The sequence below is a fragment of the Halostella salina genome, from assembly GCF_003675855.1.
In the GTDB taxonomy this organism is placed as follows: domain Archaea; phylum Halobacteriota; class Halobacteria; order Halobacteriales; family Natronoarchaeaceae; genus Halostella; species Halostella salina.
Map to the genome: position 1 here is coordinate 72,336 of NZ_RCIH01000008.1, position 21,791 is coordinate 94,126.

A 21,791-nucleotide genomic window follows, 5' to 3' on the forward strand; every position below is an offset into this window, starting at 1 on the left:
TCCCGGCGGACGACGCCGTCACGGACGCGTGGTCCGCAGCAGCCACGTCCGCGGGTTTGGCTGTTTGACCTCGACCGGGCCGAGTTCGGCGTCGGTCAACTCGCCGAGGTAGTTCCGAACCGGCGTCGGGTCCCGGTCGCTGACCAGGTGGAACGTCTCCCCGGCCGGCGTGTCGGTCCAGCCCGCCTCCACCCGGTCGTAGCGCTCCTCGGACGGGAGGCCGCGGATGTCGACGGCGTCCTCGGGCACGTCGACCGACCAGATCGCCTCGTACCGGTCGTCGACCGCGCGGCCGAGCTGTCGGACGTGGTCGGGCAGGTCCCCGGGCGATGGTGACGCCTGCATCTCATCGGTGAACGGGATCTCGGCCAGCACGGGCGCGTCCAGCGCGTCGATCGGGTCCGCCCCGTCGAACAGGTCGTGGACGTGGCCACAGTCCTCACAGACGAACTCCCCCATGTTCGAGACGACCCCGAGAACGGGCACGTCGTTCTCCGCGAACAGCTGCATCGACCGGTGGGTGTCCGACACGGCGGCGTGGAACGGCGTGGTGACGAACACGACGCCGTCGACCGGCGCGTCCTGCAGCGTCGTCAGGGCGATGTCGCCCGTCCCCGGGGGCAGGTCGAGGACGACCGTGTCGGGGTCGTCCCACGCCGTCTCCTCGTACAGCTCCTGAAGCGCGTCGTGGGCCATCGCACCGCGCCACGCCAGCGGCGCGCTGGAGGAGAGCAGGCCGACGCTCATCAGTTCGATCCCGTGGGTCTCGACCGGGATCGGGTTGTCGTCCTCGTCGGAGTGGACCGGCCCGCTGACCGACAGCAGGTCGGGGACGTTCGGGCCGTGGATGTCCGCGTCGAAGATCCCGACTGACTCGCCGTCCGCGGCGAGCGCACAGGCGAGCCACGTGGCGACCGTGGATTTGCCGACGCCGCCCTTCGCGCTCGCGACGGCGATCACGCGGTCGGCAGCACCCAGCCCGAGCTCCCGCCCCTCGACCTCGGGCGTCGAGTGGACCTGCTCGACGTACGCTCGCTCGACGCCGTCGACGGCCGAGACGGCGCGCATCATCGTCGCCGTCACCGCCTCCGCGTCCCCCGGCGGGAAGTCGCTCAGGTCGGCCTCGACGGTGACGCGCCCGCCGTCGACGAGGATGTCCTCGATCAGCCCCGCCTCGAACACCGTGACGCCCGCCTCGGGGTCCTCGACCTGCCGGAGCGCCGCCTCCACGTCGTCGGCGTCGACCTCCGGTTTCTCGGTATCGTTGCCTTGTGCTCGCTCGTCGTCCGCGCGTCCGTCCGTCGGTTGGTTCTCAGTCATAGGTCCGGTCGTCGGTTGAGTCTGCTCTCGCCCGGCTTGTCGGCGCTGTCGTTCTCGGTGCCGCCGGTGAACTGCCGTCGGAACTTCCCGGGGTCGGCGTCCAGCGACCGCGCGGCGGTGCTGCGAACCACCTTCGGCTCGCTCTCGTCGTCCGCGAGTTCGCGGAGCCGTTCGTCGGCCCGCTCGTCGTCGACCCCCGCGAGCAGGTGGGCGGCCCACTCCCGGAGGCGCTCGCTGTCGGCCCGGGACTGTTCGAGGAGGACCGGCAGCAGGTCCTCGCCGCGGTGTTTGAACAGCGATACCGCGGCGTTCCGGCGAACGGCGTGGTGGTCGTCCTCCAGCGCCCGCTCGATACGCGACTCGTACCCGCGCCGGTCGATCCGGTCCAGCGCGACGACGGCCTCGGATCGAACCCACGGGTCGTCGTCGTCGAGCGCCGAGACGACCGCCTCGCCGGCCCGTTCGCCGCCGAGTTCGCCGAGCGCCTCCGCGGCGAACTGCCGGACGTCAGCGTCGTCGTCGGCGAGCCCGAACTCGATCAGCGCCTCGACGGCCGCTTCGGACCGGGGCCCCTCGGCGAGCGCGAGCGCGGCCCGCCGCTGCTCGACTGCGTCGCCGTCCCGGAGGTCGACGACGGTCTCGGCGACCGAGGCGTCCGCGACGGGTGTGGTGTCAGTCGCCTGTAACTCCCGCTGGGTCGCCTCGCCGATCGTCACGTCGCGGCTCACCTCGATGTCCTCGAGTCCGTCCGGGTCCTCGTCGAACCCCGGGCTCTCCTCGGGGTGGACCCGCGGGTCCGTCGGCCCGTCGGTCGCTTCCTCCTCGTCCCTCATGGGACCACCGTCCGTTCGGTTCCGTCGGTTCCCTTGCCCGTCCCGGCTAGCAGCACCAGCGCGGCTCCAAGCAGCAGCGCCATCGCGCCCGGCAGCGTCACCGGCGCGCCTGCAAACAGCAGGAGGCCGGCACCGACGGCCAGCCGCCATTCACCCCGGCGCAGGCCGGCGACGGCCGCCGCGACGCCGCCGCCGCCGGCGACGGCGACGAGGACGTGGGGGACGCCGGTGATGGCGAAGCCGACCAGCAACGCACTTCCGACGACGAACGGGCTCGCGATGCTCGCCACGACGAACGCCACGACGGCCGCCAGCCCCGCGCCGACCGCGACGGCGTCCCCCGCTGATCGAGCGCCGACCGCCGCGACCGATGCGACCGCGAGCAGTTCCCCCGCGCTCCGCAGACTCCCGTCGACGACGCCGGTGGCGCTGGACAGCGACACGGCGACGGCGAGTGCGACCCCTGCGGCGACGAGCCGCTGGCTGACGACGTGGGAGGACCACGACGTGGCTGTGCCCGCCGCGCCGGCGAGGGCGACCCCGCCGCCCGCCGTGACGGCGACCACTGCGGGAAGCGTCACTACCGGCGCGACAACGCCGAGACAGCCGAACACGGCGGCGAACAGGAGGCCGACCCTGACGCGTGCCGACGGGATAGTCACCGCGACGGCAGCGAGCGCGGCGGTCACGGACAGCAGCGCGGCGGCGGCCGTGGCGGTCCGAACCGCAGGTGCGACGACAACCGGGTCGAACGGGAGGTTGGCGAGGATCCGGACGGCGACGCCGACGATCACCGCGGCAAGGGCGACGGTGCTCGCGACGAACACGGCCGATACCTCGTCTCCGGCGAGCGTGTCGGCGAGGCGGCCCCTGACACCGGGCACCCCGGTCGCGTCGGTGCCCCGGTCCGACGCGTCGGCCGCCGGCTCCCCGTTCGCCGCCTCGTTACTCATCGGCATCACCGTCCGTTCGGGCCGCCAGGTCCGACACGTCGGCCTCGCTGAACCGGTCCAGAAACGCTGCGAGCCGACCGTACAGGCCGGTTCCGGGCTCGGCGGCGACCGCGTCAGCGAGGCCGTCGGCGAGGACCCGGAGGTGCCGGTCGTGGAAGTCCAGCCGGGCGGCCGCAACGTCCGGGTCCACGGCCGCCTCGCGCCGGCAGAGGTAGCCCATGAACTCGAGCTGGAGTCGGAGGTGGTCGTGGTTCCGTCGCGTCTCCTGGTCGACCTGCACGCCGAAGTACTCGTAGACACGCGCCAGGTCGAGGTTCACGTCGTTCCAGGACACTTCCGGCCGGTAGTCCGACTCGTACAGCGACACCGGCGGACCGGTGTTGTCGACGGTGCCGTCAGTCCGGTCGACGACCTCGGAGTACCCCACGACGAACAGGTCGTTGTACCGCGCCGCCAGTGTCTCCCGGTCCTCGTCGACGGTCGCGTCCGGCGGCTCGACGTCGAGCCCCGTCCGTTCGACCAGCGCGGCGAACCGGTCGGTGACCCGCCCGTCGGCGAGCGCCCGGTAGCCGTCCTCGCTGGGCTGGTCGAAGGCCGTCGCGAGCAGTTCGTACACGCCGGCACGCGCCGCCGGGTCGGTCCGCACGTCTTCGGGGAACCGGTCGACCGCGGCGTCCGTCGGCGGAGTGTCGTCGGCTGCCACGGTCACTCACCCCGCGTCCGCCGGACGCCCTCGACCGTTACCAGCGCCGACACGACGATGGCGAGTCCGGCGACGACCCACAGGATCGTCTCGTACGGCGGTCCCGCCGGTCCCGGGCCGAGCGCGAGGTAGTACCACTCGCTCACGGCCTTCTGTCCCGAGCGCTCGGCGTTCGACCCGTTCCAGACGGCGACGCCGATGTCCATGTCCTCGTCGGTCGGGACCGCCGTCCGGTTCCCGCTCGCGTCCAGCGGCCGGGAGAGCACCACGTACCACCGGCCGTCGTCGTACGCGGCGTCGGTGGCCACCCTGGTCCGGTTGAACCCGGTCGTGGTGCCCGGACCGCCGGCGAGCAGTTCCTCCGAACTCCCGTCGGCGGACCAGTACCAGACGTTGACCATGTTGTCCGTCCCGCCCATGGCGATGGGTGGCCGCTCGTCCGCGTCCGCCGGAAGCTGGACGGCGACGGCGTCGGCGAACTCACGCACGTCGCCGGTCCCCGAGTCGTTGGTGGCGTCTTCCCAGGATACCCGGAGGAACAGGCGCTCCTCGGTCCGGGCGGCCCCGACCCGCACCTGCTCGACGGTCACGTTGTCGGCGGCCGGCACGGCCGCCCCGGCGCTCGACAGCGACACCGACGCGGCGGACACCTCGTTCCACTCGGACCCGCTGGCGTTCGAGAGGTCGTCGCCGGCCGCCGCCTCGTGGACCGGAATCTCGTACGCCGGCCGGGCGTCGACGAGCGTCGGCCCGACGGCGGCGGTCGCTAGCAACACGGCGGCGAGGACCCCGGCGATCAGGAGGTCACGGCGGTCGGTCACTCGTCGAACACCTCCAGCCGGTACTGGTCGGCCGTGTCCGTCGTCGTGAGCAGGTCCATCAGCTCGCTCTCCTCGCCCCGGTTGACGCGGTCGCGCTCCCGGCTGATCGTGTTCAGCGCGTCGTTGACGGCCGGGCCGAACAGCTCCTCGAGGTAGGACCGGGGGATGCGCTCGGCGTCCAGCGACTCGCCGGACTCGGAGTGCTGGGGCGGCGCGAACGGCGGGATGTAGTAGACGTTCGGCTCGGTCCGGTACTCGGGGTGGAGCCGGACCGCCACCTCGTACTCGTTGACCAGCTTGTGGATCGGTCCCTCCTCGTCGTCGAGGTAGCCGACCATCCGGAGCTGTGGCGGGCAGTCCTCGGCACACGAGGGAGCCATCACCTCGCCCTCCGGTCCTTCGCCCTCGATCCGCGGGTAGCAGAAGATGCATTTCTCGGAGGTCTTCTTCATCGCGTTGTAGTACACCTTCTTGTACGGACAGCCCTCGACGCAGTACCGGTAGCCGCGACAGCGGTCCTGGTCGACCAGGACGATGCCGTCCTCCTCGCGCTTGTACAGCGCCGACCGCGGACAGGCCTCGACGCAGGAGGGGTGCGTGCAGTGGTTGCAGATCCGCGGGAGGTAGAAGTAGTAGGAGTTGGGGTACTCGCCGGCCCCCTCGTCCTCGTCGTAGTTGGGCGTCCACTCGGCCGCGTCGTCCATCGGCCGCAGCGGCTCGTCGCTGCCCTCGTACATGATCTCCTCGTGGTTGAAGTCCCACGGCGCGCCGTAGTCCTCCTGCTCCGGCAGGTCGCCCGGCGTGCGCTCCTCGCCCGACTCGTTCCAGCCGCCGCCCATCTCCTCCCAGTCGCGGGGGTAGCCCGCGCCGGGCTTGGTCTCGACGTTGTTCCAGTACATGTACTCCCGGCCGCCGCCGTCGGTCCAGTTCGTCTTGCAGGCGATGGTGCAGGTCTGACAGCCGATGCACTTGTTCAGGTCCATCACCATCGCGACCTGATGGTCGATCCCCTCCGCGAGGTCGACCCCGTCACCCTCGTCGGACTGGGAGCTCATCCGCCCTCACCCCCCTCGCCGCCGGCGATCCGCTCCACTTCCACGCGAACGTCGCTGTTGACGCCGGTCGGCCCCCAGTAGTTGGGGCGAAAGTAGAGATGTTCGCCGGTGTCCTCCGGGTACTGGACGAGCTGTGTCGGCTTCATGTACAGCGGGACGAGCGAGTTGAAGTTCCCGCGGTCGGGGAACTGGAACCGCTCCCACGCGAAGTACATTCGGGCGGTCCCGGGCTCGCCGCTCGGGTACCGCTTCGCCTGCACCTCGACCTCGCCGAGGTCGTTGTAGATCCGGACCGTGTCGCCGTCCTCGATGCCGCGCTCGGCCATGTCCTCCGGGTTGAGGTGGACGACGGGCTCGCCCCGCTGGAGGCGGAGCATCTTCTCGCTGTCGCGCCACGTCGAGTGGATCGACCAGCGGCCGTGCGGCGTGTTGTAGTTCAGCGGGTACTCGGCCTTGTCCTGGAGCGTCGGCGGCTGCTTGTGGGTCGGCAGCTCCTCGCCCAGTTCGAGGAACCAGTCGTGGTCGATGTAGTACTGCTGGCGGCCGGTAAAGGTCGGCCACGGCTTTTTCTCTTGGACGTAGCGCTTCCAGGGGGTGTACGGCTCGCCCTCCTCCAGGTCGGAGGTCCAGTGGTCGCCGACGGCCCGGAGCCGCTCCGGGTTGTCCTCGTCGGTCCCGTCGATGTCGTCGAAGGTGATCTGCGCGTCGCTGCCGGACGGGTTCGTCTCCTCGGAGTTTTCCAGGATGAACTCGCAAGCCTCCCGGTCGTCGGCGAGGCGGCCGTCCTCGCCGGACTCCCAGTCGCGGACGAAGTCCTCGTGGACCGATTCGAGGTCGATCTCCCGGTCGAACTGCCGGTCCTGGACCGGCTCCACGTCGTCGCGGTCGCGCGCCAGCTCCTGGATCTTCGCCGCGAGCTCCCGGAAGATCTGCCAGTCGGTCTTGGACTCGCCGAGGGGTTCGACCGCGGGCGTGAACGGATGCACGTAGCTGTGCATGTCCGTCATCGAGAGGTCGTGTTTCTCGTAGTGGCTGGCCGACGGGAGGACGATGTCGGAGTACAGCGCCGACGAGTCCATCCGGAAGTTGATGTCGACGACGAGGTCAAGCTTCGGCCAGAGCTGCTCCTCGACGGCGACGTTGCCCTTCGCCTGGTTGAAGTAGTTCCCCCGCCAGATGAACATGACCCGCGGGTCGGGCCGCGAGCCGTCCTCGCGCTCCTCGGGGTACAGGGGCATCCAGTCCTCGTCGATGGCCTCCCGCACGCGGCGGGTGGTCTCGGCGTCGGCGTTGTCCAGCACGTCGCAGTGGTAGTACGTCCACAGCGTCGTCGGCACGCTGCGGAACGGGACGGGGGCGTTGAGCTTGCTCCACCCCTCGTAGGTCCAGATCTTCTCCTGCCCGACGTAGTGGTCCAGCCCGGTTCCCTGACGGCCGATGTGGCCGGTCAGCGTCACGAGCAGCTGGATCGCCCGGTTGCCGAGGTCGTTGTGGTACCAGTCGTTGACGCCCTTCCCGTGGATGATCTTCCCGCGCTCGGCCTCGGCGAACTCCCGGGCGATCTCCTGGTGGGTCTGTCGGCCGACGCCGGTCTCCTCGTTGACGAACTCCGGCGTGTACGTCGACAGCTCCTCGCGGAGCCGGTTCCACACCGACCGGACGGCGACGGAGCCGTCCGTCGTCGACACGGTCCGGTCGACGGCGAGCTGCGGGTCGAAGTCGAGTTCGATGCTGGCCGTCTCGTCGTGCTGGCCGTCGCGTGCGCCGAGCGATCCCGGCGCGGCGCGCAGGTCGCCCTCGGCGTCGACCATGAGGAACACGTGGTTGGGCCTGTCAGCGTCGACGGAGACGCCCGGGACCTCGTCGGCCCGCAGGAACTTCCCGGTGTCCTCGCGGACGAGCAGCGGCATGTCGGTCTGCTCCTTGAGGTGGGCCTCGTCATACAGCCCCTCGTCGACGATGGTCCGGGCCATCCCCAGCGCCAGCGCGGGGTCGCTGCCCGGGTCCGGGCCGATCCACTCGTCGCAGTGGATCGCCGTCTGGGAGTAGTCGGAGAACACGCCGACGCGCTTGGTGCCGTTGTACGCGGCTTCGAGGAAGTACTTCGCGTCCGGGATCCGAGTGACGTTGATGTTCGAGCCCCACGCGATGATGTAGTCGGCGTGGTACCAGTCGGCGCTCTCGGCGTTGTCGGTCTGGGTTCCCCAGGTGATCGGCTGGCCCGGCGGCAGGTCCGAGTACCAGTCGTAGAAGGAGTGGCCGACGCCGCCGAGCAGGCTGGTCAGCCGGCTGCCGCTGCAGTACGACACCGGCGACATGGCGGGGATCGGCGTGAACGCGCTGATCGCGTCGTACTCCTCGTCCTGCACCGCGTCGATGACCTCCTCGGCGATCTCCGTCAGCGCCTCGTCCCAGGAGATGCGCTCCCATTTCCCCTCGCCGCGCTCGCCGGTCCGGCGGAGCGGGTGCAGGACGCGCTGGTCGGCGTTGACGTAGTCCGAGTAGCAGGCCCCCTTCTGACAGCCGCGGGGGTTCGGGTCCGGCGAGTCCTCGTCGAACTGCGGGTAGTCCCCGGCCTGTGACTCGCGCCACACCTGGCCGTTGCGGACGTACACCTCCCAGGAGCAGGAGCCGGTGCAGTTCACGCTGTGGGTCGAGCGGGCCGTCGAGTCCCAGTCCCACTCCTCCCGGTAGAGGTCCTCCCAGTCGCGGTAGGGGTACGAGCCGATCGGGTCGTCGACGACCTCCAGCCCGTCCATGCCGCCGAACTCCTGTCCTAACCCGACCCCGGTCGCGCCGACCGCGGCGGCGGTGCCGATACCCTTCAGGAAGTCCCGACGGTCGATCGAGCCGTCGGCGGCCGTCCTGTCGTGGTCGTTGTCGTGTTCACTCATTGTCGATGATAACGGTCGTGAGGCCGCACGCGACGCCCAGCGCCGCGAGCGCGATGCCGGTCGGCGTCGAGCCGCCGGCCTCCAGCCCGGCGGCGATCAGACCGACGCCGAGTAGTTTCGTGATCCGGTCCACCCAGCGGTACTGCCGCGCGGAGAGCGCCACGTCGTCGCTCGGGCCGGGCGCGCTCATCGGTCTCCCCCCTCGTCGTTGCTCGCGTCGTCAGTCGTACTGTCGGTCACCCCGTCGGTGGCGTCGACGGGCGACTCCGCCGCCGCGTCGCTCGCCGACCCATCCGCTGCGGGTTCGTCTGCTGACCCCTCGCCTGCCGGCGCGTCGTCGCCGAAGCCGCCGAGCCCGGCGTACACGGTCAGCCCGGCGGCGAGCGGCCCGGCGAAAAGCGCCGCGATGAAGTACGGTTTCAGCTCGGCCGTCGTCATCCCGAGGATGTCGGCGACGATGATGTCCATCCCCGCCAGCGAGGCCAGCAGGATGAACACGACGCCGGCGACGCCGACGGCCGTCTGGAACGGCCGTTCGATGGGGTCGGCCGCGAAGTGGACCGGCTCCTCCTCGTAGTCGATAAAGGGCCAGACGGCGACCACGCCGAACACCAGCCCCGTCAGGACGATGCCGCCGATGAACTCGGAACTGCCGTGGACCCCGAGCAGGTCGAAGCTCATCCAGGCGGGGACGAGCTTCAGGAACCCGTACCCCCACATCAGGAACCAGTCGGGCATGATGAGCGACGGCGTCGACGCGGGGTCGTTGGGCCCGTACTGTGCGACGTTGTGGACCGGCAGGAACCCCGCCAGCAGCGACAGCGTCGCGAGCGTCAGGAAGAACACGACGGCGCTGACCGCCGCCTGGTTCGGGAACGCCGGCAGGCCGGCGACGATGCTGTCGTCGTCCCGGTCGACGCGCTCGACGCCCGCCCCGTCGGCCGCGACGCCGGTGGCGTCGTCGTCCGCCCGACGCTCCGGCCCCGGCAGGTCCTCGTCCCGCTGGGCCTCGGTGTGTTTCTGTCGGATGAGGATGGCCATATGCAGCCCGAGGAGGCCCGCGATGACCAGCGGCAAGACGAGGACGTGCAGGAAGTAGAACCGCGGTATCGTGGCGCTGGACGGGAAGTTCCCGCCGAAGACGAGATACGCCGCCGTCTCGCCGACGATGGGGATCGAGAGCGCGACGTTGTAGCCGATCCCGACCGCAGTGCTGGCGAACTCGTCGAAGGGGAGCGCGTAGCCGGTGTAGGCGGCGAACATCGAGGTGCCCGCCAGTGCGGTCCCGACGAGCCAGTTGACCTCGCGGGGGTTGCGGTACGCGCCGGTGAAAAACACCCGCAACATGTGCAACGCCATGGAGGCCACGAACAGGTGGGCCGCCCAGTGGTGCATCCGCCGGATCAGCATCCCGAAGGGCACGTCGTACGTGATGTTGAGGACGCTGGCGAACGCTTCGGGGATCTCCTCGCCCTGATACTCGGCGACGCTGCCCTCGTACTCCACGTCGCTGGTCGACGGCTCGAAGAAGAAGCCGAGGAAGATCCCTGTCAGGACGAGCACGAGGAAGCAAAACAGCGCGACCTCCCCGAGCAGGTACGAGTCCTCGGCCGGGAACGCCTTGCCCAGGAACGACTTCGACCGTTCCAGCCCGAGCCGGTCGTCGAACCAGCCGTAGAGGCGCTCGATGCGGCTCATCCTCCACCCCCGGGGCCGACCGACCCCTCGAAGTCGCCCGTGGCGATCAGATGACCCTCGCTGGACAGCGTGATCGGGAGCTGGGGCAGCGCCCGCGGCGGCGGCCCGCCGGTGACGCTGGCTCCGGTCAGCGGATCGAACCGCCCCGAGTGACAGGGACAGACCAGCGTCTCGCCCTGCCGGTCGGCGACCATGCAGCCGGCGTGGGTGCAGACCTTGGAGTAGGCCGCGTAGCCGCCGACGGTGAACTCCATGTTGGTCCCCTCACCGTACTGGTCCTCGCCGAACCGCACGAGCAGCGTCGGCGCGTCGCTGATCCCGGGGTGGCTCTCGGGGAACACCGTGAGCTGTTCGCCCTCGGCGAGGCGGCCCTCCGTGACGCGCTCGCCCTCCCCGTCGACGAGCGCGACGCCGTCGGAGTACACCGGGCCGGTGTAGCTGCGCTCGAACACCTGCGTGAGGCTGACGACCGGGGCCGCGAGGCTGGCGACGGCCGTCAGGCCGCCGATGGTCGCGAGCGCCTTCGCGTAGTCGCGCCGTGCGATCTCGGCACGGTCGTCCCGCCAGAACTCCTGGTAGATGCTCGGCGATTCGGCCGGACCGCCGGCACACTCGCAGCCGTTGCCCGCCGCGCCGGACTCCGGTAGCGAGCCGACCCGTGGGGCTTCCTCGTCCGTGCCGTCGGCGTGGTCGTCGCCGGTCATCGGTGATCCCTCCGTTCGGCCACCTCGACGTGGGGCATGAACCAGGCGTAGTACGACACCGTCAGCCCGGCCAGCGACATGAACATGCCGAACGCGTAGATCCCGAAGTACTGCGTCCGGGCCAGCGTGAGGTACTCGCCGGTAAACAGGGCGGCGAAGGTGATCGTCAACACGGTCAGCGTCCCCATCGCGATCAGGCCCTCGATAGCGTCGCTCGCGGGGACGTACTCCACGATCCACCGGTCCTCCGTCTCCAGCCACGAGAACGTCGCTCTGCCCCCGTCAGCGGCGGTCTCGGGCACGTCGCCGTCGCCACTCCCCTCGGCCGGGGCCTGCGTCGCTCCCCGGGACGGTCTGGCGGCGCGGTTCATGAACCGGTGGAAGAACGCCAGCACACCCAGCAGGACCAGCAGCGCCACCCAGACGATGACGCCGACCTGGCTCGGGGAGAGCTTGTTCGGCGTGTCGACGAAGCCGTCGAGCGGCCGGATCTCGCTGACGCTACCGTCTATCTGGACCTCCTCGCTCGGCGGTTCCCCCTGGCTCGCGACGTACCAGGTCGGGAGCAGGAACGCCGAAACGACGAGGACCACGACCAGCGTTCCCCGTCTCATCGGACATCACGTCCACTCGGTCGCTCGCGTGTATTCGTACGTCGTATCATGGTACGGATCACGGGAGGATCGTTCCCCGACGATCAGGACAGTTGGTGCCACTTTGGTAAATATTGTCACCCGAACACTGTTCGGGATTTTATTAACAGGTGGAGATCAGGGCCGTCACCCACGATACGGGCCCGAATAGCTCCGGGATCTCTCCGCTGCCGGCCGCCCGATCCGGAGGATACCTGTGTCGACTGACCCGTTGCGCACGGACCGTCTCGTTCTCGGCTACGCCCGTTGCTCGACGAGGCGGGTTTCTTCGCCAGCTACCGATACCGGACGTCGACCCATACGCCGTCTCCCGTGTCGGGGTCGACGGCGAGGCGGACCTGCTCGACGAGCGAATCGTGGACGCAGTCCCGCCAGACCGCCATCTCGCGCTCGTGGTACGTCGCCACGGTTTCCTCGTCGACGCCGTCCCCGTGGTCGGTGCGGGCGGCGCGCCGCGACCCCTCTCTGGTCGGGATCCGAACCGTGGTCCGTTCGGGGTCGTCGCCCCGGTAGTTCTCCACGAACAGCGTCGGTGACAGGTCACACGGCGTCGAGTCCGGCGTCGGCGTGGCGACGGGCCCGTCACGCTCGTGCAACTCCGCGCGAACGTCGCCGTCGAACGGCGGCGCGACGCGGAGGACGTGCCGACGGCTCTCGGCGTCCTCGTCCCGGTTGCGCTCGAAGGCGGCGATGATGTCCGCGGGGTCGACGACGACCGCTTCGATCCCTGCGGTCGTGGCGTTGCGGTGGGCCATGCGAGTGCAGTCGTGCCACTCCCCCTTGATAGCTCCCCTGTGTCGGTCGGCTCGGCACACACCGCCCGCTGCCTTCAGGCTGACCCCACGCGGGGTCAATCGCCCGCGGGCTTCACACCCAGTATCTCGAACTGCGCTCCGCCCGCCTCGCTCTCCGTTATCGAGAGATCCCAGCCGTGCGCCTCCGCGATCTGGTCCACGATCGAGAGCCCGTATCCCGTCCCGTCCTCGCGGCTCGAGTACCCGTGTTCGAACACCTCGGTCCGGGCGGACTCGGGGATCCCCGGGCCGTCGTCGGCGATGTAGAACCCGCCCGGAAGCGTCCCGACCCGGACCGTGACCCCGCTTCCGCCGTGTTCGACCGCGTTGCGGAACACGTTCCCGAGGAGGTCGTGTAACCGGCTCCGGTCGGCCTCGACCGTGCCGAGGTCCGACTCGACGACCAGGGTCGCATCGCCCGTGTCGGTGTTCCGCCACGAGTCGCGGACACAGTCCTCCACGTCGACCGTCTCCGTCGCGCCGATGGACTGCCCGTCCTTCGAGAGGGTCAACACGTCGTCGACGAGCGTATCGATCTGGTCTAGCGCCTCGGCGACCCTGTCGACCTCCGGCACGTCGTGTTCCGCCTGTACCAGTTCCGTGTACCCCCGGGCGACCGACAGCGGGTTTCTGATGTCGTGAGCGAGGAGGTCCGCGAACTGGTCCAGTCGCTCCTTCTGGTCGTGAAGCTGGTCCTCGCGCCGTCTGCGCTCCGAGATGTCGCGGATGATGCCGGTGAAGAACTGCTCGCCGTCGTGTTCGTGCTCCCGGAGGCTTATCAGCGTCGGCACCTCGTGGCCGTCCTTGTGGAGCGCCGGAAGCTCGATCCCGTCCCAGTCGATGTTTCGGTCCCCTGTCTGTACGTACGCTTCGAGCGCCTCGGCGTGGACCGGGCGGAGCCGCTCCGGGATGATCTTCATCTTCGAACTCCCGACGAGTTCCTCGGGTTCGTAGCCGAGGATCCCCTCGACGGCGGGGTTCGCGTAGACGATCCGGCTCTCCGCGTCGATCGTCAGCATCCCCTCCGCGGCGTGCTCGACCAGGGTCCGGTAGAACTCGTCGTTGTCCCCCGGTAACGTTCCCGGCTCCATTCGTTGTATCCAACTCCGTACGAACTCGTTCAGTATAGCTCTGCTGGTATCCTTCCCGGTTGTTCACGCCGGTGTGGGCCGACGCCGGTCACTCGCACGCGGGGACCGAAAGGTGAAGGGTCGTGCCACGGGACTCGCCGGTCGAGACGTCGAACTCGCCGCCGACCTTGTTGATCACCCAGTAGATGAGCCAGAGTCCCAGCCGGTCGGCGTGGTTGAGTGGGGTCTCGCCGCCGCGGAGGACCTCCACCTCCCGGTCCGGGATCCCCGGGCCGTCGTCCGTGATGTCGATGTCGACCCAGCCGTCGGCCCGGCTGTCGACTGCGATCTCGACCGACGGCTCGGGGTCGTCGTTGTGTTCGACGGCGTTCTCGACCGCCTCCCTGACGGCCGTCATCAGCCCCGTCACGGCGACCTCGGTCGGTCCGTCCTCGGGGAGCGTCACGTCGAACGCCGCGTCCGGATAGCGGTCGTCGAAGGCGCTCACCAGCATCGCCAGCCGTTCGTCGAGGCGGATCGGGTTCGTGCTCTCCCCCGGCGCGGACACCGCGTCGATCTTCTGAACCGCTTCGGCCAGGCCCATGAGTTCCCGCGTCGCCTTCTCTATCTCGACGACGTACTCCGACGGCTCCCCGTCGCCGTCGGAGCGAAGCATCGACGTGTACCCCTCGATGACGTTCATCTTGTTCCGCAGGTTGTGGCTGAGGACCCGGTTCAGCACTTCGAGCCGCCGCTCACGGATCTTCCGGTCGGTGATGTCGACCTGAAAGCCGACGAAGTTCCGGACGCCGCCGTCCCCGTCGTGGATCGGCGCGATGCTGAGCCTGTTCCAGAACTTCTGGCCGTTCTTCCGGTAGTTGAGGATGTCGACCGAAACCGACTGACGGCTGTCGATGGCCTCCCGGATCGTCGCCCGCGTCTCGGGGTCCGTCTCCTCGCCCTGCAGGAACCGGCAGTCCTCGCCGACCCTGCCCGTGCTGTAGCCGGTCAGCTCCCTGAACTGGTCGTTCGCGTACACCAGCGGGTTGTCGCCCGGTCCCGGTTCGGTGATGGTGATCCCGATCGGCGCTTCGTCCATCGCCCGCTCTTTCAGTTTGAGGTCCTCGACCGTCCGCTCCAGTTCCGCCTCGCGCTCGGCGAGTTCGGCGGCGGTCCGCCGGCGCTCGACCAGGTTCCCGATACGGGAGAGCAGCGCCGTCCGCTTCACCGGGAGTTCGATGACGTCGTCGACGTACTGCCACGCCTCCGTCTTCGATACGTTGCCCGACTCCTCCCCCACAAGCAGTACGAACGGGAGAAACACCGCTTCACCGGTGTCGCGCCGGGACTGGACGGTTCCGGCGACCCTGTCGAACTCGTGGGCGTCGAAGATACAGCAGTCGTACGCCGTCTCGAGCGTCGCCACGTCGGTCGTCGTTTCGACCTCGTACCGTTCCCCGAGCGTGTCGACCAGCAGGCTCCGGTCCCGGCCGGGCCGCATGAACAACAGAACGCCGGGTTCGTCGCCGGCCGGGCTGTCGTCACCGGATCGGATATCCGCCGTCGTGGCGTCCCTGTCCGGTGACATTCGTTGTACCTATCCCCGTTTACTTCTTAAGCATTGTCCATTTATATGTCCCCCCCGATAACGTACGCGCACGATGTCACGGACCGGCCGGCTGTCGACGGGCGTTGCGGGCTTGGACGAGATCCTTCAGGGCGGATTCATCCCCGACCGGAGCTACATGCTCCGGGGACCGGCCGGGAGCGGCAAGACGATCCTCGGCCTGCACTTCCTGGCGGCGGGGATAGACGACGGCGAAACGGCGCTGTTCATCAATCTGGAGGAGGACCTCGACGACCTGCGGGCAAACGCCGCGGCGCTCGGGTTCGACACGGAGCCGATCGAGTTTCTGGACCTGAGTCCGTCGGCGGACGTGTTCACGGAGGACCAGTCCTACGAGGTGTTCAGCGCCTCCGAGGTCGAACAGGAGCCGCTCACCGGAAAGATAGTCGACGCTGTGTCCGAGACCGACCCCGACCGGGTCGTCGTCGACCCGGTGACGCAGCTCCGGTATCTCACGTCCGGCGACTACCAGTTCCGCAAGCAGGTCGTCGGGTTCATGCGCTTCCTCAAGGACCAGGGGGCGACCGTCGCGTTCACCGTTCAGGACACCGACAGCCTGCCGACGGACGACCTGGAGTTCATCACTGACGGGACGATCCGGCTCGACAATACGCCGTACGGGAAGACGATCCGGGCACCGAAGTTCCGCGGGTCGGCGACCCGGAGCGGCGAACACGCCTACCGGGTCACGGACGACGGCATCGAGGTGTACCCCGCGCTGGAGCCGAGCCGCCACGACCGGGAGTTCCGATCCGAACAGATCTCATCCGGGGTGCCCGAGGTCGACGAACTCCTTCACGGCGGTATCGCGCGGGGAACGGTCAGCGTCATCAGCGGGCCCACCGGCGTCGGCAAGACGACGCTCGGGACGCAGTTCATGAAGGAGGCCGCCGGGCGCGGCGAGCGGTCGGTGATCTACCTGTTCGAGGAGAACCGGGAGACGTTCCTCGCTCGCTCGAAGGCGGTCAACATCCCGGTCGACGAGATGATCGAACGCGGGAGCCTGCAGGTGCGGGAGATCGAACCGATCGACCGGTCGCCACAGGAGTTCGCCCGGATGGTGCGCGACGAGGTCGAAACGGAGGGCGCGGACATCGTCATGGTCGACGGACTGGCCGGCTATCGGCTGACCCTGAGCGGGGACGACGAGACGTTGCTCCAGCGACTCCACAGGCTGGGCCGCTACCTCAAGAACATGGGCGTCACGACGGTGTTCATCGACGAGACGCGGAACATCACCGGGGAGTTCACCGCGACCGAGGACAACATCAGCTACCTCGCGGACAACATCGTGTTCCTGCGGCATCTCGAACTCCAGGGCGAACTGCGGAAGGCGATCGCCGTGCTGAAAAAGCGCACCAGCGACTTCGAGCGCACGCTCCGCGAGTACGAGATCACCGAACACGGGATCAAGGTGGGCGAGCCGCTGACGGGGATGCGAAACATCCTGAGCGGCACCCCCGAACTGGTCGACGAGGACCGGCCGTCGGACCGGTAGCAGCGGTCCACGCTCCCGCGTGACTACTCGCCGAGGTACGCGACCGCGTCGAGTTCGACGCGCACGTCGCCGGGGAGCCGGGCGGCTTCGACGCAGACCCTCGCCGGCGGATCCCCCGGGAAGCGCGCCCCGTACGCCGCGTTGACGCGGTCGTAGTCGTCCAGGTCGGTGAGATACACCGTCACCTTGACCACGTCGTCGAGCCCGTCGCCGCCGGCCGCCCTGACGACGCCCACGATGTTGTCGAGCACCTGCTCGGTCTGTGTCTCGATGTCCCCCTCGACCTCCTCGCCGGTGTCCGGGTCGACCGGGCCGTAGCCGGAGACGTACAGCGTGTCGCCGGCCCGGACGCCCTGGGAGTATGGGTTGTCGTTGCTCGGCGCGTCGTCCGTGCGGATGCGTTCGGTGTCGCTCATGGGTGGAGTCGGGCCGGAGGGCGTTCAGGCCGACTGCGTGTCGGCGGTCGCGTGCTCGACGGCGTCGGCGATCACGTCCAGCGCGGTGTCGGCCAGGTCCCGCGTGAGCACCAGCGGCGGGAGCAGTCGGAGGACGTTGCCGTGCCGGCCGGCCGTCCAGACGAGGACGCCGTGCTCGAAGCAGTACTGCTGGATCGCGTCGACGGCGTCGCCGTCGGGCGCGCCCTCGCCGTCGACGAACTCCGCGCCGATGAACAGCCCCTTGCCGCGGACCTCGCCGAGGCGGGGGTTGCTCTCGCCGATCGCCCGCAGGCGAGCGCGGATGTGGTCGCCGAGGTCGCGGGCGTGTGCCAGCAGGTCGTGTTCCTGCACGTACTCGATGGTGCGGGTCCCGGCCCGCATGGCGACGACGTGGCCGCGGTAGGTGCCGGCGTGGTCGCCCGACCCCCACGTGTCGAGTTCCTCGCGGTACATCGTCGCGGACAGCGGGAACCCGGTGCCGCCCAGCGCCTTCGCCGAGGTCATGATGTCCGGCGTGACCCCCTCCCAGTCGCAGGCCCACCACTCGCCGGTGCGGCCCATCCCGCTCTGGATCTCGTCGAACATCAGCGGGAGGTCGTTGTCGTCGGCGATGTCGCGCAGCCCCGACAGGAACCCCTCCGGAGGGGTGACGACGCCGCCCTCGCCCTGGATCGGCTCGACGAAGATGCCCGCCGGGTTGGCGAGGCCGCCGTACGGGTCCTCGACGATCTCCTTGACCTCCTCCAGCGCGTGCTCGACCGCGGCGTCCGGCTCCTTGTCCTGCCGGAACGGGAAGGGGTACGGCGCGTGGACCGTCTCCGGCAGCAGCGGCGTGTAGTCGTCCTTGAACCCCTTGTTCGACGTGATGCTCATCGCGCCGCTGGTCGCGCCGTGGTACGACCCGCGGAAGGCGATCAGGCCGTCGCCGCCGGTGTTGTACTTGGCGAGCTTGATCGACGCCTCGACGGCGTCGCTGCCGGTCGGACCGCCGAACACGACGCGGTTGTTGTCACGGAGGCCAGCGGGCGCGATCTCGTTCAGCTTCTCGATCAGGTCGAGGCGAGCCTCGCTCGGGAAGTCGACCGTGTGGACGAGCTTGTCCGCCTGCTCGTGGACGGCCTCCAGCACGTACGGGTTCGCGTGCCCCACGTTCAGCACGCCGATGCCCGCGAACATGTCGATGTAGGTGTTGCCGTCGGCGTCGCGCACCGTCGCGCCCTTGCCCTCCTCGAACGCGACCGGGATGTCCTCGGGGTAGGCGACCGCGCTGCTGTCTATCTCGCGCTGCCGTTCGAGCAGCCGCCGGGACTCCGGCCCGGGCACGCTGCCGACGTTCGGTGCGTCGTCGTAGTGAAGGTCCGCTATCGGTGGTCCTGCCGTCATACCCGACACCATGTGGAACGGTAATAAATAGTTTGTCCACGGAAAGTACGTGTGTTGTACACAGATACTGATATTCACAGCGGTGACCGACACCGACCTGCTCCGGACGCCCGTCCGGGTCGGAACCGACAACGTTATTTTGATTTAGGCTGGCCTAAAATGTATGGAGCAGTGCAGGCACGATCGCTCGACGAACGTCCCCGCAGCCGACGGCGGGTGAGACCCGTGGAACTGTCGAGGAGACGCCGTCCCGACCCGGCGTGGACGCGTTCGGCCACTGAACGTCCCCGTGTTCGCGGGCGTTTCGGAAACGGAGGGGAGCCATGGTCGGCATGACGCTCGTCGATATCAGGGACCACATCGAGTCGCTCGCCAGCGAGGACGGCGAGTACTACGTTCTCTGTGGCCGGACCGGCGAACGGCCGGTCCCGGCCGCCGGGGAGCGGTTCGCCGACCGAGCGACCGCGCGCAGCGCCGCCCGGGCGACCGAACAGTACCGGACGGCGCTCCGCCGGTACGACCCGCAACTCCCCTTCTACGACCTGATCGTCTGTCAGGATACTGGACCTCTGACCGACGTGGCAGGGTCGCGACGCGACCGGAATTCGGACGGCGGGACGCCGCTGGACCGCGCCGATGGCCGGTCCGCGGGCACTGCCCGCCGACGCCTCGTCGAGTTCTCCCACCGTGTCGCCGGGGCCGTGTTCGAGACGCTGTCGGACGCCGGCCACGACGCCGTCGAGCGGGCGGTCATGGACGCGTACTTCGACCTCGCGGAGACGACCCCCGACTCCGACGACCTCTGTCTGTGCCTGCTCGAAAGCATGGCGACCGAGCTCGACCGGCGGCTCCCCCCTTCCGAACAGGCGGAGCTCCTGTCGGCGGCCGCCGCCCGGTTGCCGTCACCCGAATCACGGGAGCGACCGGTTTCGGCGGTGCTCGCGTCGCTGGCGGAATGTGGCCTGCTCGACGGTCACGGGCAGTCTACTGCGACGGCGGATTCCGGCGACGGCCTGGGTCCGGTCGTGCTTTGGCTGTCCGAGTACGCCCTCTCCCCGCAAGACGGCCGGCTCCCCGTACTGCCGATCGTGCTCGAACTCCGCCGCCACCGGCCCGACCGGGACCCGGTGTCGGTCCGGGCCGCCGCCGTCGACGACGGGTGGCAACTGACGCTCCGCCGGGCAGGCGAGTCCGAGTCGGACGGGTTCGCCAGCGCCCCGATCGGGTCGGTGGAGTAGCCGCTAGTCGGCCGTCGCGAGGTCCGGGAGCAGCCGGTCGCCGACCGCGAGCACGAGCACCGCGCCGACGAGATCGAAGAGGAGGTCGAGGGCGGTGTCGGTCCGCCCGTACGTCACGAGTATCGGTTCGACGCCGAGGCGGTCGGCCGTGGCGTGGATCCCGTACTCGGCGAGCTCCCACAGGATGCCACAGCAGGCGACGGCGGCGATGACCCGGGGGCGGGGGTCACGGCCCGTGCGACGGCAGATAGCGAACACGGCGCCGCCGAGGATCGTCGCGGAGTGGGTGTGTGTGAGGTGGTCCCACCACCCCACGTCGTCGTACGGCCCGAGCATGCCGACGGCGTGCGTGACCATCGCAGTATCGACGTACAGGCGCTGCCACGGCCGGAGTTCCAGCCCGTACGTCCGCTCCACGAAGTCGGTGAGGTAGGTACCGACGGCCGCGAGGACGGCGTTCGCGGCCGCACCGGGGTCCCGACGGCGGACGCCGACGAGAAAAACCGTCACGAGCGCGTATCGGATGCCCCGCTTTGCCGCGCGTTCAGTACCTGCCATTGTAGGGGATGCTCAGCCGAGATACATAGGGGTGTCGCGACAGAGACCGAAACCCCGGTTCCGGCGCTCGCCAGCTCCCGGCGACAGCCGAACCAGCCGTACCACGGCCGTTCCACGCGTTCCGATACCCGTCAGACGGGCGTTTTCACCACCGTCACCGGCTTTTCGGACAGCCGAGCGACGCGCTCGGCGACGCTGCCGAGCAACCGACGATACTCGCCGGACCGGTTCTTCGACCCGACGACCGTGAGATCGATGTCCGCCTCATCACCGTACGCGAGGATCTCCTCGTGCGGGGTGCCGTGTCGGATCTCCGTCTCCGTGTCGATTCCGGCGTCGTCGGCCCGGGCGACGATGGCCTCGACGGCGTCCCGCCCCGCCTCTTCGAGGGCGTGTTCGAGCCCCTCGAACTCGTGAACGTACTCGTCGCCGGGGTACGAGCTGTACGCGTCGGCGTCGACGACGTACAGCACGTGCAGTTCGGCATCGTACCGCCGGGCGGCGTCGATCGCGTGCTCGATCGCTCGGTCGACGCCGGCGCTCATGTCGGTGGGGAGAAGCAATCGGTCGTACATCACCTAGATCGTCTCACGGGAGCGTGATAAATCGGGGTGCCGTTCCACCGATCGGGGGTGTTCCACGATGGTGCGACCCGTCGGTCAGGCGTCCCGATAGCGCTCGGGGACGTACGGGAGCACGGGCCCCGGCAGGAGGCCAACGAGGGACTCGGCGAGCGCCGCGAGGGGCTTTCGGAGCAGGACGTAGAGCGCGGACACCGAGAGGAGCGCGACGGCGGCGGTAGTGGGGCCGTCTCCCGCTACGACCAGCGGGACCGCTGCGACACCGGCGAGTCCAAGGTCTTCGGGGGCACCGTCGTAGCGAATCCATCGGCGCGGCTCGATCCAGCGGCCGTGGTAGTGGCTGTAGACAGCCCGCTCGGAACTGGCTAGCCACGGCCGCAACTCCAGGCCGCCACCCGCGGCGTCGGTCACCGCGTGCAGTGCTGCGGCGGCGAGTCCCACGCCGAGTGCGACGGACGGATCCGACGGTGACGCGATCGCGAACCCGACCGCAGGGACGGTCGCGAGCGTCGCGTAGACGGGGTAGTGCAACGTCTTCCGGTGGCCGGCGTAGAGGTCGAGGTCGGGGGCCAGCCCGCCGGCGAGACCCGCCACGAACGCCGACGGCGCGTACTCCGGAGCGACGACGAGGACGGGGACGGCGAGCACCATTCCCCACAGCGCATGGGTCGTTGCCATCATCGTGACCTTTCGTAGAGGACGGGACGATATAATGGTTTCTCGTAAACCGCCCCGGAGCCGGAACTACGAGCGGACCCGTATTCCCGCCGTCCCGGGCCGAGGAATCGCCCGCCGGTGCCGCGGAGCGTCGCCGGTGGCGTCTCCCCGCTCGGGGCAGCGAAATCGGATTCGAAACGGGAGTAGCGTCGCCACGACTCGATACCTGCAGGCGATGCCCCGGGGTATTCGGTCACTTCGACCACCGCGGCTGAACCGCCGACAGCGTCGGTCCCGAAGCTCAGCGGGCGGCC

General features: G+C 69.3%; 21 protein-coding genes. 2 read left to right on the top strand and 19 right to left on the bottom strand.

Annotated elements, in window-relative coordinates; translation table 11 throughout:
• Positions 1 to 18: 18 nt before the first annotated feature.
• From D8896_RS15455 to D8896_RS15520, 14 genes are all read right to left on the bottom strand, one after another.
• Entirely contained in the window at positions 19 to 1,320 is a 1,302-nt protein-coding gene (locus D8896_RS15455; protein ID WP_121823018.1) for a P-loop NTPase, read from the bottom strand.
• Positions 1,317 to 2,153 carry a HEAT repeat domain-containing protein gene (locus D8896_RS15460; protein ID WP_121823019.1) on the bottom strand — a complete coding sequence of 279 codons (837 nt, stop codon included), beginning with the start codon at positions 2,151 to 2,153 and terminating at the stop codon, positions 1,317 to 1,319. The genes D8896_RS15455 and D8896_RS15460 overlap by 4 nt, the downstream gene beginning before the upstream one ends.
• Positions 2,150 to 3,106 (bottom strand): phosphate ABC transporter permease, encoded by a 957-nt coding sequence (locus D8896_RS15465; protein ID WP_121823020.1) that lies wholly within the window; start codon positions 3,104 to 3,106, stop codon positions 2,150 to 2,152. The genes D8896_RS15460 and D8896_RS15465 overlap by 4 nt, the downstream gene beginning before the upstream one ends.
• Entirely contained in the window at positions 3,099 to 3,809 is a 711-nt protein-coding gene (locus D8896_RS15470) for a molecular chaperone TorD family protein (RefSeq protein ID WP_205596849.1), read from the bottom strand. Before D8896_RS15470 ends, D8896_RS15465 begins: the two co-directional genes overlap by 8 nt.
• 2 nt (positions 3,810 to 3,811) lie before the next feature.
• Positions 3,812 to 4,630 carry an ethylbenzene dehydrogenase-related protein gene (locus D8896_RS15475; protein WP_121823022.1) on the bottom strand — a complete coding sequence of 273 codons (819 nt, stop codon included), beginning with the start codon at positions 4,628 to 4,630 and terminating at the stop codon, positions 3,812 to 3,814.
• Positions 4,627 to 5,685, bottom strand: a complete 1,059-nt coding sequence (gene narH, locus D8896_RS15480) for a nitrate reductase subunit beta (RefSeq protein WP_121823023.1) — start codon at positions 5,683 to 5,685, stop codon at positions 4,627 to 4,629. Before narH ends, D8896_RS15475 begins: the two co-directional genes overlap by 4 nt.
• Positions 5,682 to 8,579, bottom strand: a complete 2,898-nt coding sequence (locus D8896_RS15485; protein ID WP_121823024.1) for a nitrate reductase subunit alpha — start codon at positions 8,577 to 8,579, stop codon at positions 5,682 to 5,684. The genes narH and D8896_RS15485 overlap by 4 nt, the downstream gene beginning before the upstream one ends.
• Positions 8,572 to 8,769: a hypothetical protein gene (locus D8896_RS15490; RefSeq protein ID WP_121823025.1), complete on the bottom strand. Its 198-nt coding sequence runs from the start codon at positions 8,767 to 8,769 to the stop codon at positions 8,572 to 8,574. Before D8896_RS15490 ends, D8896_RS15485 begins: the two co-directional genes overlap by 8 nt.
• Positions 8,766 to 10,277: a cytochrome b gene (locus tag D8896_RS15495; protein ID WP_121823026.1), complete on the bottom strand. Its 1,512-nt coding sequence runs from the start codon at positions 10,275 to 10,277 to the stop codon at positions 8,766 to 8,768. The genes D8896_RS15490 and D8896_RS15495 overlap by 4 nt, the downstream gene beginning before the upstream one ends.
• A complete protein-coding gene (locus D8896_RS15500; protein WP_121823027.1) occupies positions 10,274 to 10,981 on the bottom strand; it encodes a QcrA and Rieske domain-containing protein in 708 nt (235 codons plus the stop codon). Before D8896_RS15500 ends, D8896_RS15495 begins: the two co-directional genes overlap by 4 nt.
• Positions 10,978 to 11,595 (bottom strand): hypothetical protein, encoded by a 618-nt coding sequence (locus D8896_RS15505; protein ID WP_121823028.1) that lies wholly within the window; start codon positions 11,593 to 11,595, stop codon positions 10,978 to 10,980. Before D8896_RS15505 ends, D8896_RS15500 begins: the two co-directional genes overlap by 4 nt.
• Positions 11,596 to 11,909: 314 nt before the next feature.
• Positions 11,910 to 12,389: a hypothetical protein gene (locus tag D8896_RS15510; RefSeq protein WP_121823029.1), complete on the bottom strand. Its 480-nt coding sequence runs from the start codon at positions 12,387 to 12,389 to the stop codon at positions 11,910 to 11,912.
• Between the two features lie 95 nt (positions 12,390 to 12,484).
• Positions 12,485 to 13,519, bottom strand: a complete 1,035-nt coding sequence (locus D8896_RS15515) for a two-component system sensor histidine kinase NtrB (protein ID WP_121823030.1) — start codon at positions 13,517 to 13,519, stop codon at positions 12,485 to 12,487.
• 88 nt (positions 13,520 to 13,607) lie between these two features.
• Positions 13,608 to 15,086 carry a PAS domain-containing protein gene (locus D8896_RS15520; RefSeq protein ID WP_121823031.1) on the bottom strand — a complete coding sequence of 493 codons (1,479 nt, stop codon included), beginning with the start codon at positions 15,084 to 15,086 and terminating at the stop codon, positions 13,608 to 13,610.
• A gap of 73 nt (positions 15,087 to 15,159) precedes the next feature.
• On the opposite strand from D8896_RS15520, the gene D8896_RS15525 reads away from it, so the two are divergent.
• Positions 15,160 to 16,623: an ATPase domain-containing protein gene (locus tag D8896_RS15525; RefSeq protein WP_121823032.1), complete on the top strand. Its 1,464-nt coding sequence runs from the start codon at positions 15,160 to 15,162 to the stop codon at positions 16,621 to 16,623.
• A gap of 23 nt (positions 16,624 to 16,646) precedes the next feature.
• Here the strand turns inward: D8896_RS15525 and D8896_RS15530 are convergent, their stop codons facing one another.
• Complete coding sequence (locus D8896_RS15530) at positions 16,647 to 17,039, bottom strand: Rid family detoxifying hydrolase (RefSeq protein WP_121823033.1); 393 nt, start codon at positions 17,037 to 17,039, stop codon at positions 16,647 to 16,649.
• Between the two features lie 24 nt (positions 17,040 to 17,063).
• A complete protein-coding gene (locus tag D8896_RS15535; RefSeq protein WP_121823034.1) occupies positions 17,064 to 18,443 on the bottom strand; it encodes an aspartate aminotransferase family protein in 1,380 nt (459 codons plus the stop codon).
• 323 nt (positions 18,444 to 18,766) lie between these two features.
• Here D8896_RS15535 and D8896_RS15540 point away from each other — a divergent pair, with 323 nt between their 5' ends.
• On the top strand, positions 18,767 to 19,681 hold the full coding sequence (locus D8896_RS15540) for a DUF7551 domain-containing protein (protein ID WP_121823035.1): 915 nt from the start codon (positions 18,767 to 18,769) through the stop codon (positions 19,679 to 19,681).
• A gap of 3 nt (positions 19,682 to 19,684) precedes the next feature.
• Here D8896_RS15540 and D8896_RS15545 read toward each other — a convergent pair whose 3' ends face one another.
• From D8896_RS15545 to D8896_RS15555, 3 genes are all read right to left on the bottom strand, one after another.
• Positions 19,685 to 20,239 carry a hypothetical protein gene (locus tag D8896_RS15545; protein ID WP_121823036.1) on the bottom strand — a complete coding sequence of 185 codons (555 nt, stop codon included), beginning with the start codon at positions 20,237 to 20,239 and terminating at the stop codon, positions 19,685 to 19,687.
• A gap of 131 nt (positions 20,240 to 20,370) precedes the next feature.
• Entirely contained in the window at positions 20,371 to 20,814 is a 444-nt protein-coding gene (locus D8896_RS15550; RefSeq protein ID WP_121823037.1) for a universal stress protein, read from the bottom strand.
• 84 nt (positions 20,815 to 20,898) lie between these two features.
• A complete protein-coding gene (locus D8896_RS15555) occupies positions 20,899 to 21,501 on the bottom strand; it encodes a metal-dependent hydrolase (RefSeq protein ID WP_205596850.1) in 603 nt (200 codons plus the stop codon).
• Positions 21,502 to 21,791 lie beyond the last annotated feature (290 nt).

Excerpts from the sequence above, each read along its gene's own strand:
- D8896_RS15455 (WP_121823018.1), bottom strand. The coding sequence starts at position 1,320 with ATGACTGAGAACCAACCGACGGACGGACGCGCGGACGACGAGCGAGCA.
- D8896_RS15460 (WP_121823019.1), bottom strand. The coding sequence starts at position 2,153 with ATGAGGGACGAGGAGGAAGCGACCGACGGGCCGACGGACCCGCGGGTC.
- D8896_RS15465 (WP_121823020.1), bottom strand. The coding sequence starts at position 3,106 with ATGAGTAACGAGGCGGCGAACGGGGAGCCGGCGGCCGACGCGTCGGAC.
- narH (WP_121823023.1), bottom strand. The coding sequence starts at position 5,685 with ATGAGCTCCCAGTCCGACGAGGGTGACGGGGTCGACCTCGCGGAGGGG.
- D8896_RS15485 (WP_121823024.1), bottom strand. The coding sequence starts at position 8,579 with ATGAGTGAACACGACAACGACCACGACAGGACGGCCGCCGACGGCTCG.
- D8896_RS15490 (WP_121823025.1), bottom strand. The coding sequence starts at position 8,769 with ATGAGCGCGCCCGGCCCGAGCGACGACGTGGCGCTCTCCGCGCGGCAG.
- D8896_RS15495 (WP_121823026.1), bottom strand. The coding sequence starts at position 10,277 with ATGAGCCGCATCGAGCGCCTCTACGGCTGGTTCGACGACCGGCTCGGG.
- D8896_RS15500 (WP_121823027.1), bottom strand. The coding sequence starts at position 10,981 with ATGACCGGCGACGACCACGCCGACGGCACGGACGAGGAAGCCCCACGG.
- D8896_RS15505 (WP_121823028.1), bottom strand. The coding sequence starts at position 11,595 with ATGAGACGGGGAACGCTGGTCGTGGTCCTCGTCGTTTCGGCGTTCCTG.
- D8896_RS15510 (WP_121823029.1), bottom strand. The coding sequence starts at position 12,389 with ATGGCCCACCGCAACGCCACGACCGCAGGGATCGAAGCGGTCGTCGTC.
- D8896_RS15515 (WP_121823030.1), bottom strand. The coding sequence starts at position 13,519 with ATGGAGCCGGGAACGTTACCGGGGGACAACGACGAGTTCTACCGGACC.
- D8896_RS15520 (WP_121823031.1), bottom strand. The coding sequence starts at position 15,086 with ATGTCACCGGACAGGGACGCCACGACGGCGGATATCCGATCCGGTGAC.
- D8896_RS15525 (WP_121823032.1), top strand. The coding sequence starts at position 15,160 with ATGTCACGGACCGGCCGGCTGTCGACGGGCGTTGCGGGCTTGGACGAG.
- D8896_RS15530 (WP_121823033.1), bottom strand. The coding sequence starts at position 17,039 with ATGAGCGACACCGAACGCATCCGCACGGACGACGCGCCGAGCAACGAC.
- D8896_RS15535 (WP_121823034.1), bottom strand. The coding sequence starts at position 18,443 with ATGACGGCAGGACCACCGATAGCGGACCTTCACTACGACGACGCACCG.
- D8896_RS15540 (WP_121823035.1), top strand. The coding sequence starts at position 18,767 with ATGGTCGGCATGACGCTCGTCGATATCAGGGACCACATCGAGTCGCTC.
- D8896_RS15545 (WP_121823036.1), bottom strand. The coding sequence starts at position 20,239 with ATGGCAGGTACTGAACGCGCGGCAAAGCGGGGCATCCGATACGCGCTC.
- D8896_RS15550 (WP_121823037.1), bottom strand. The coding sequence starts at position 20,814 with ATGTACGACCGATTGCTTCTCCCCACCGACATGAGCGCCGGCGTCGAC.
- D8896_RS15555 (WP_205596850.1), bottom strand. The coding sequence starts at position 21,501 with ATGATGGCAACGACCCATGCGCTGTGGGGAATGGTGCTCGCCGTCCCC.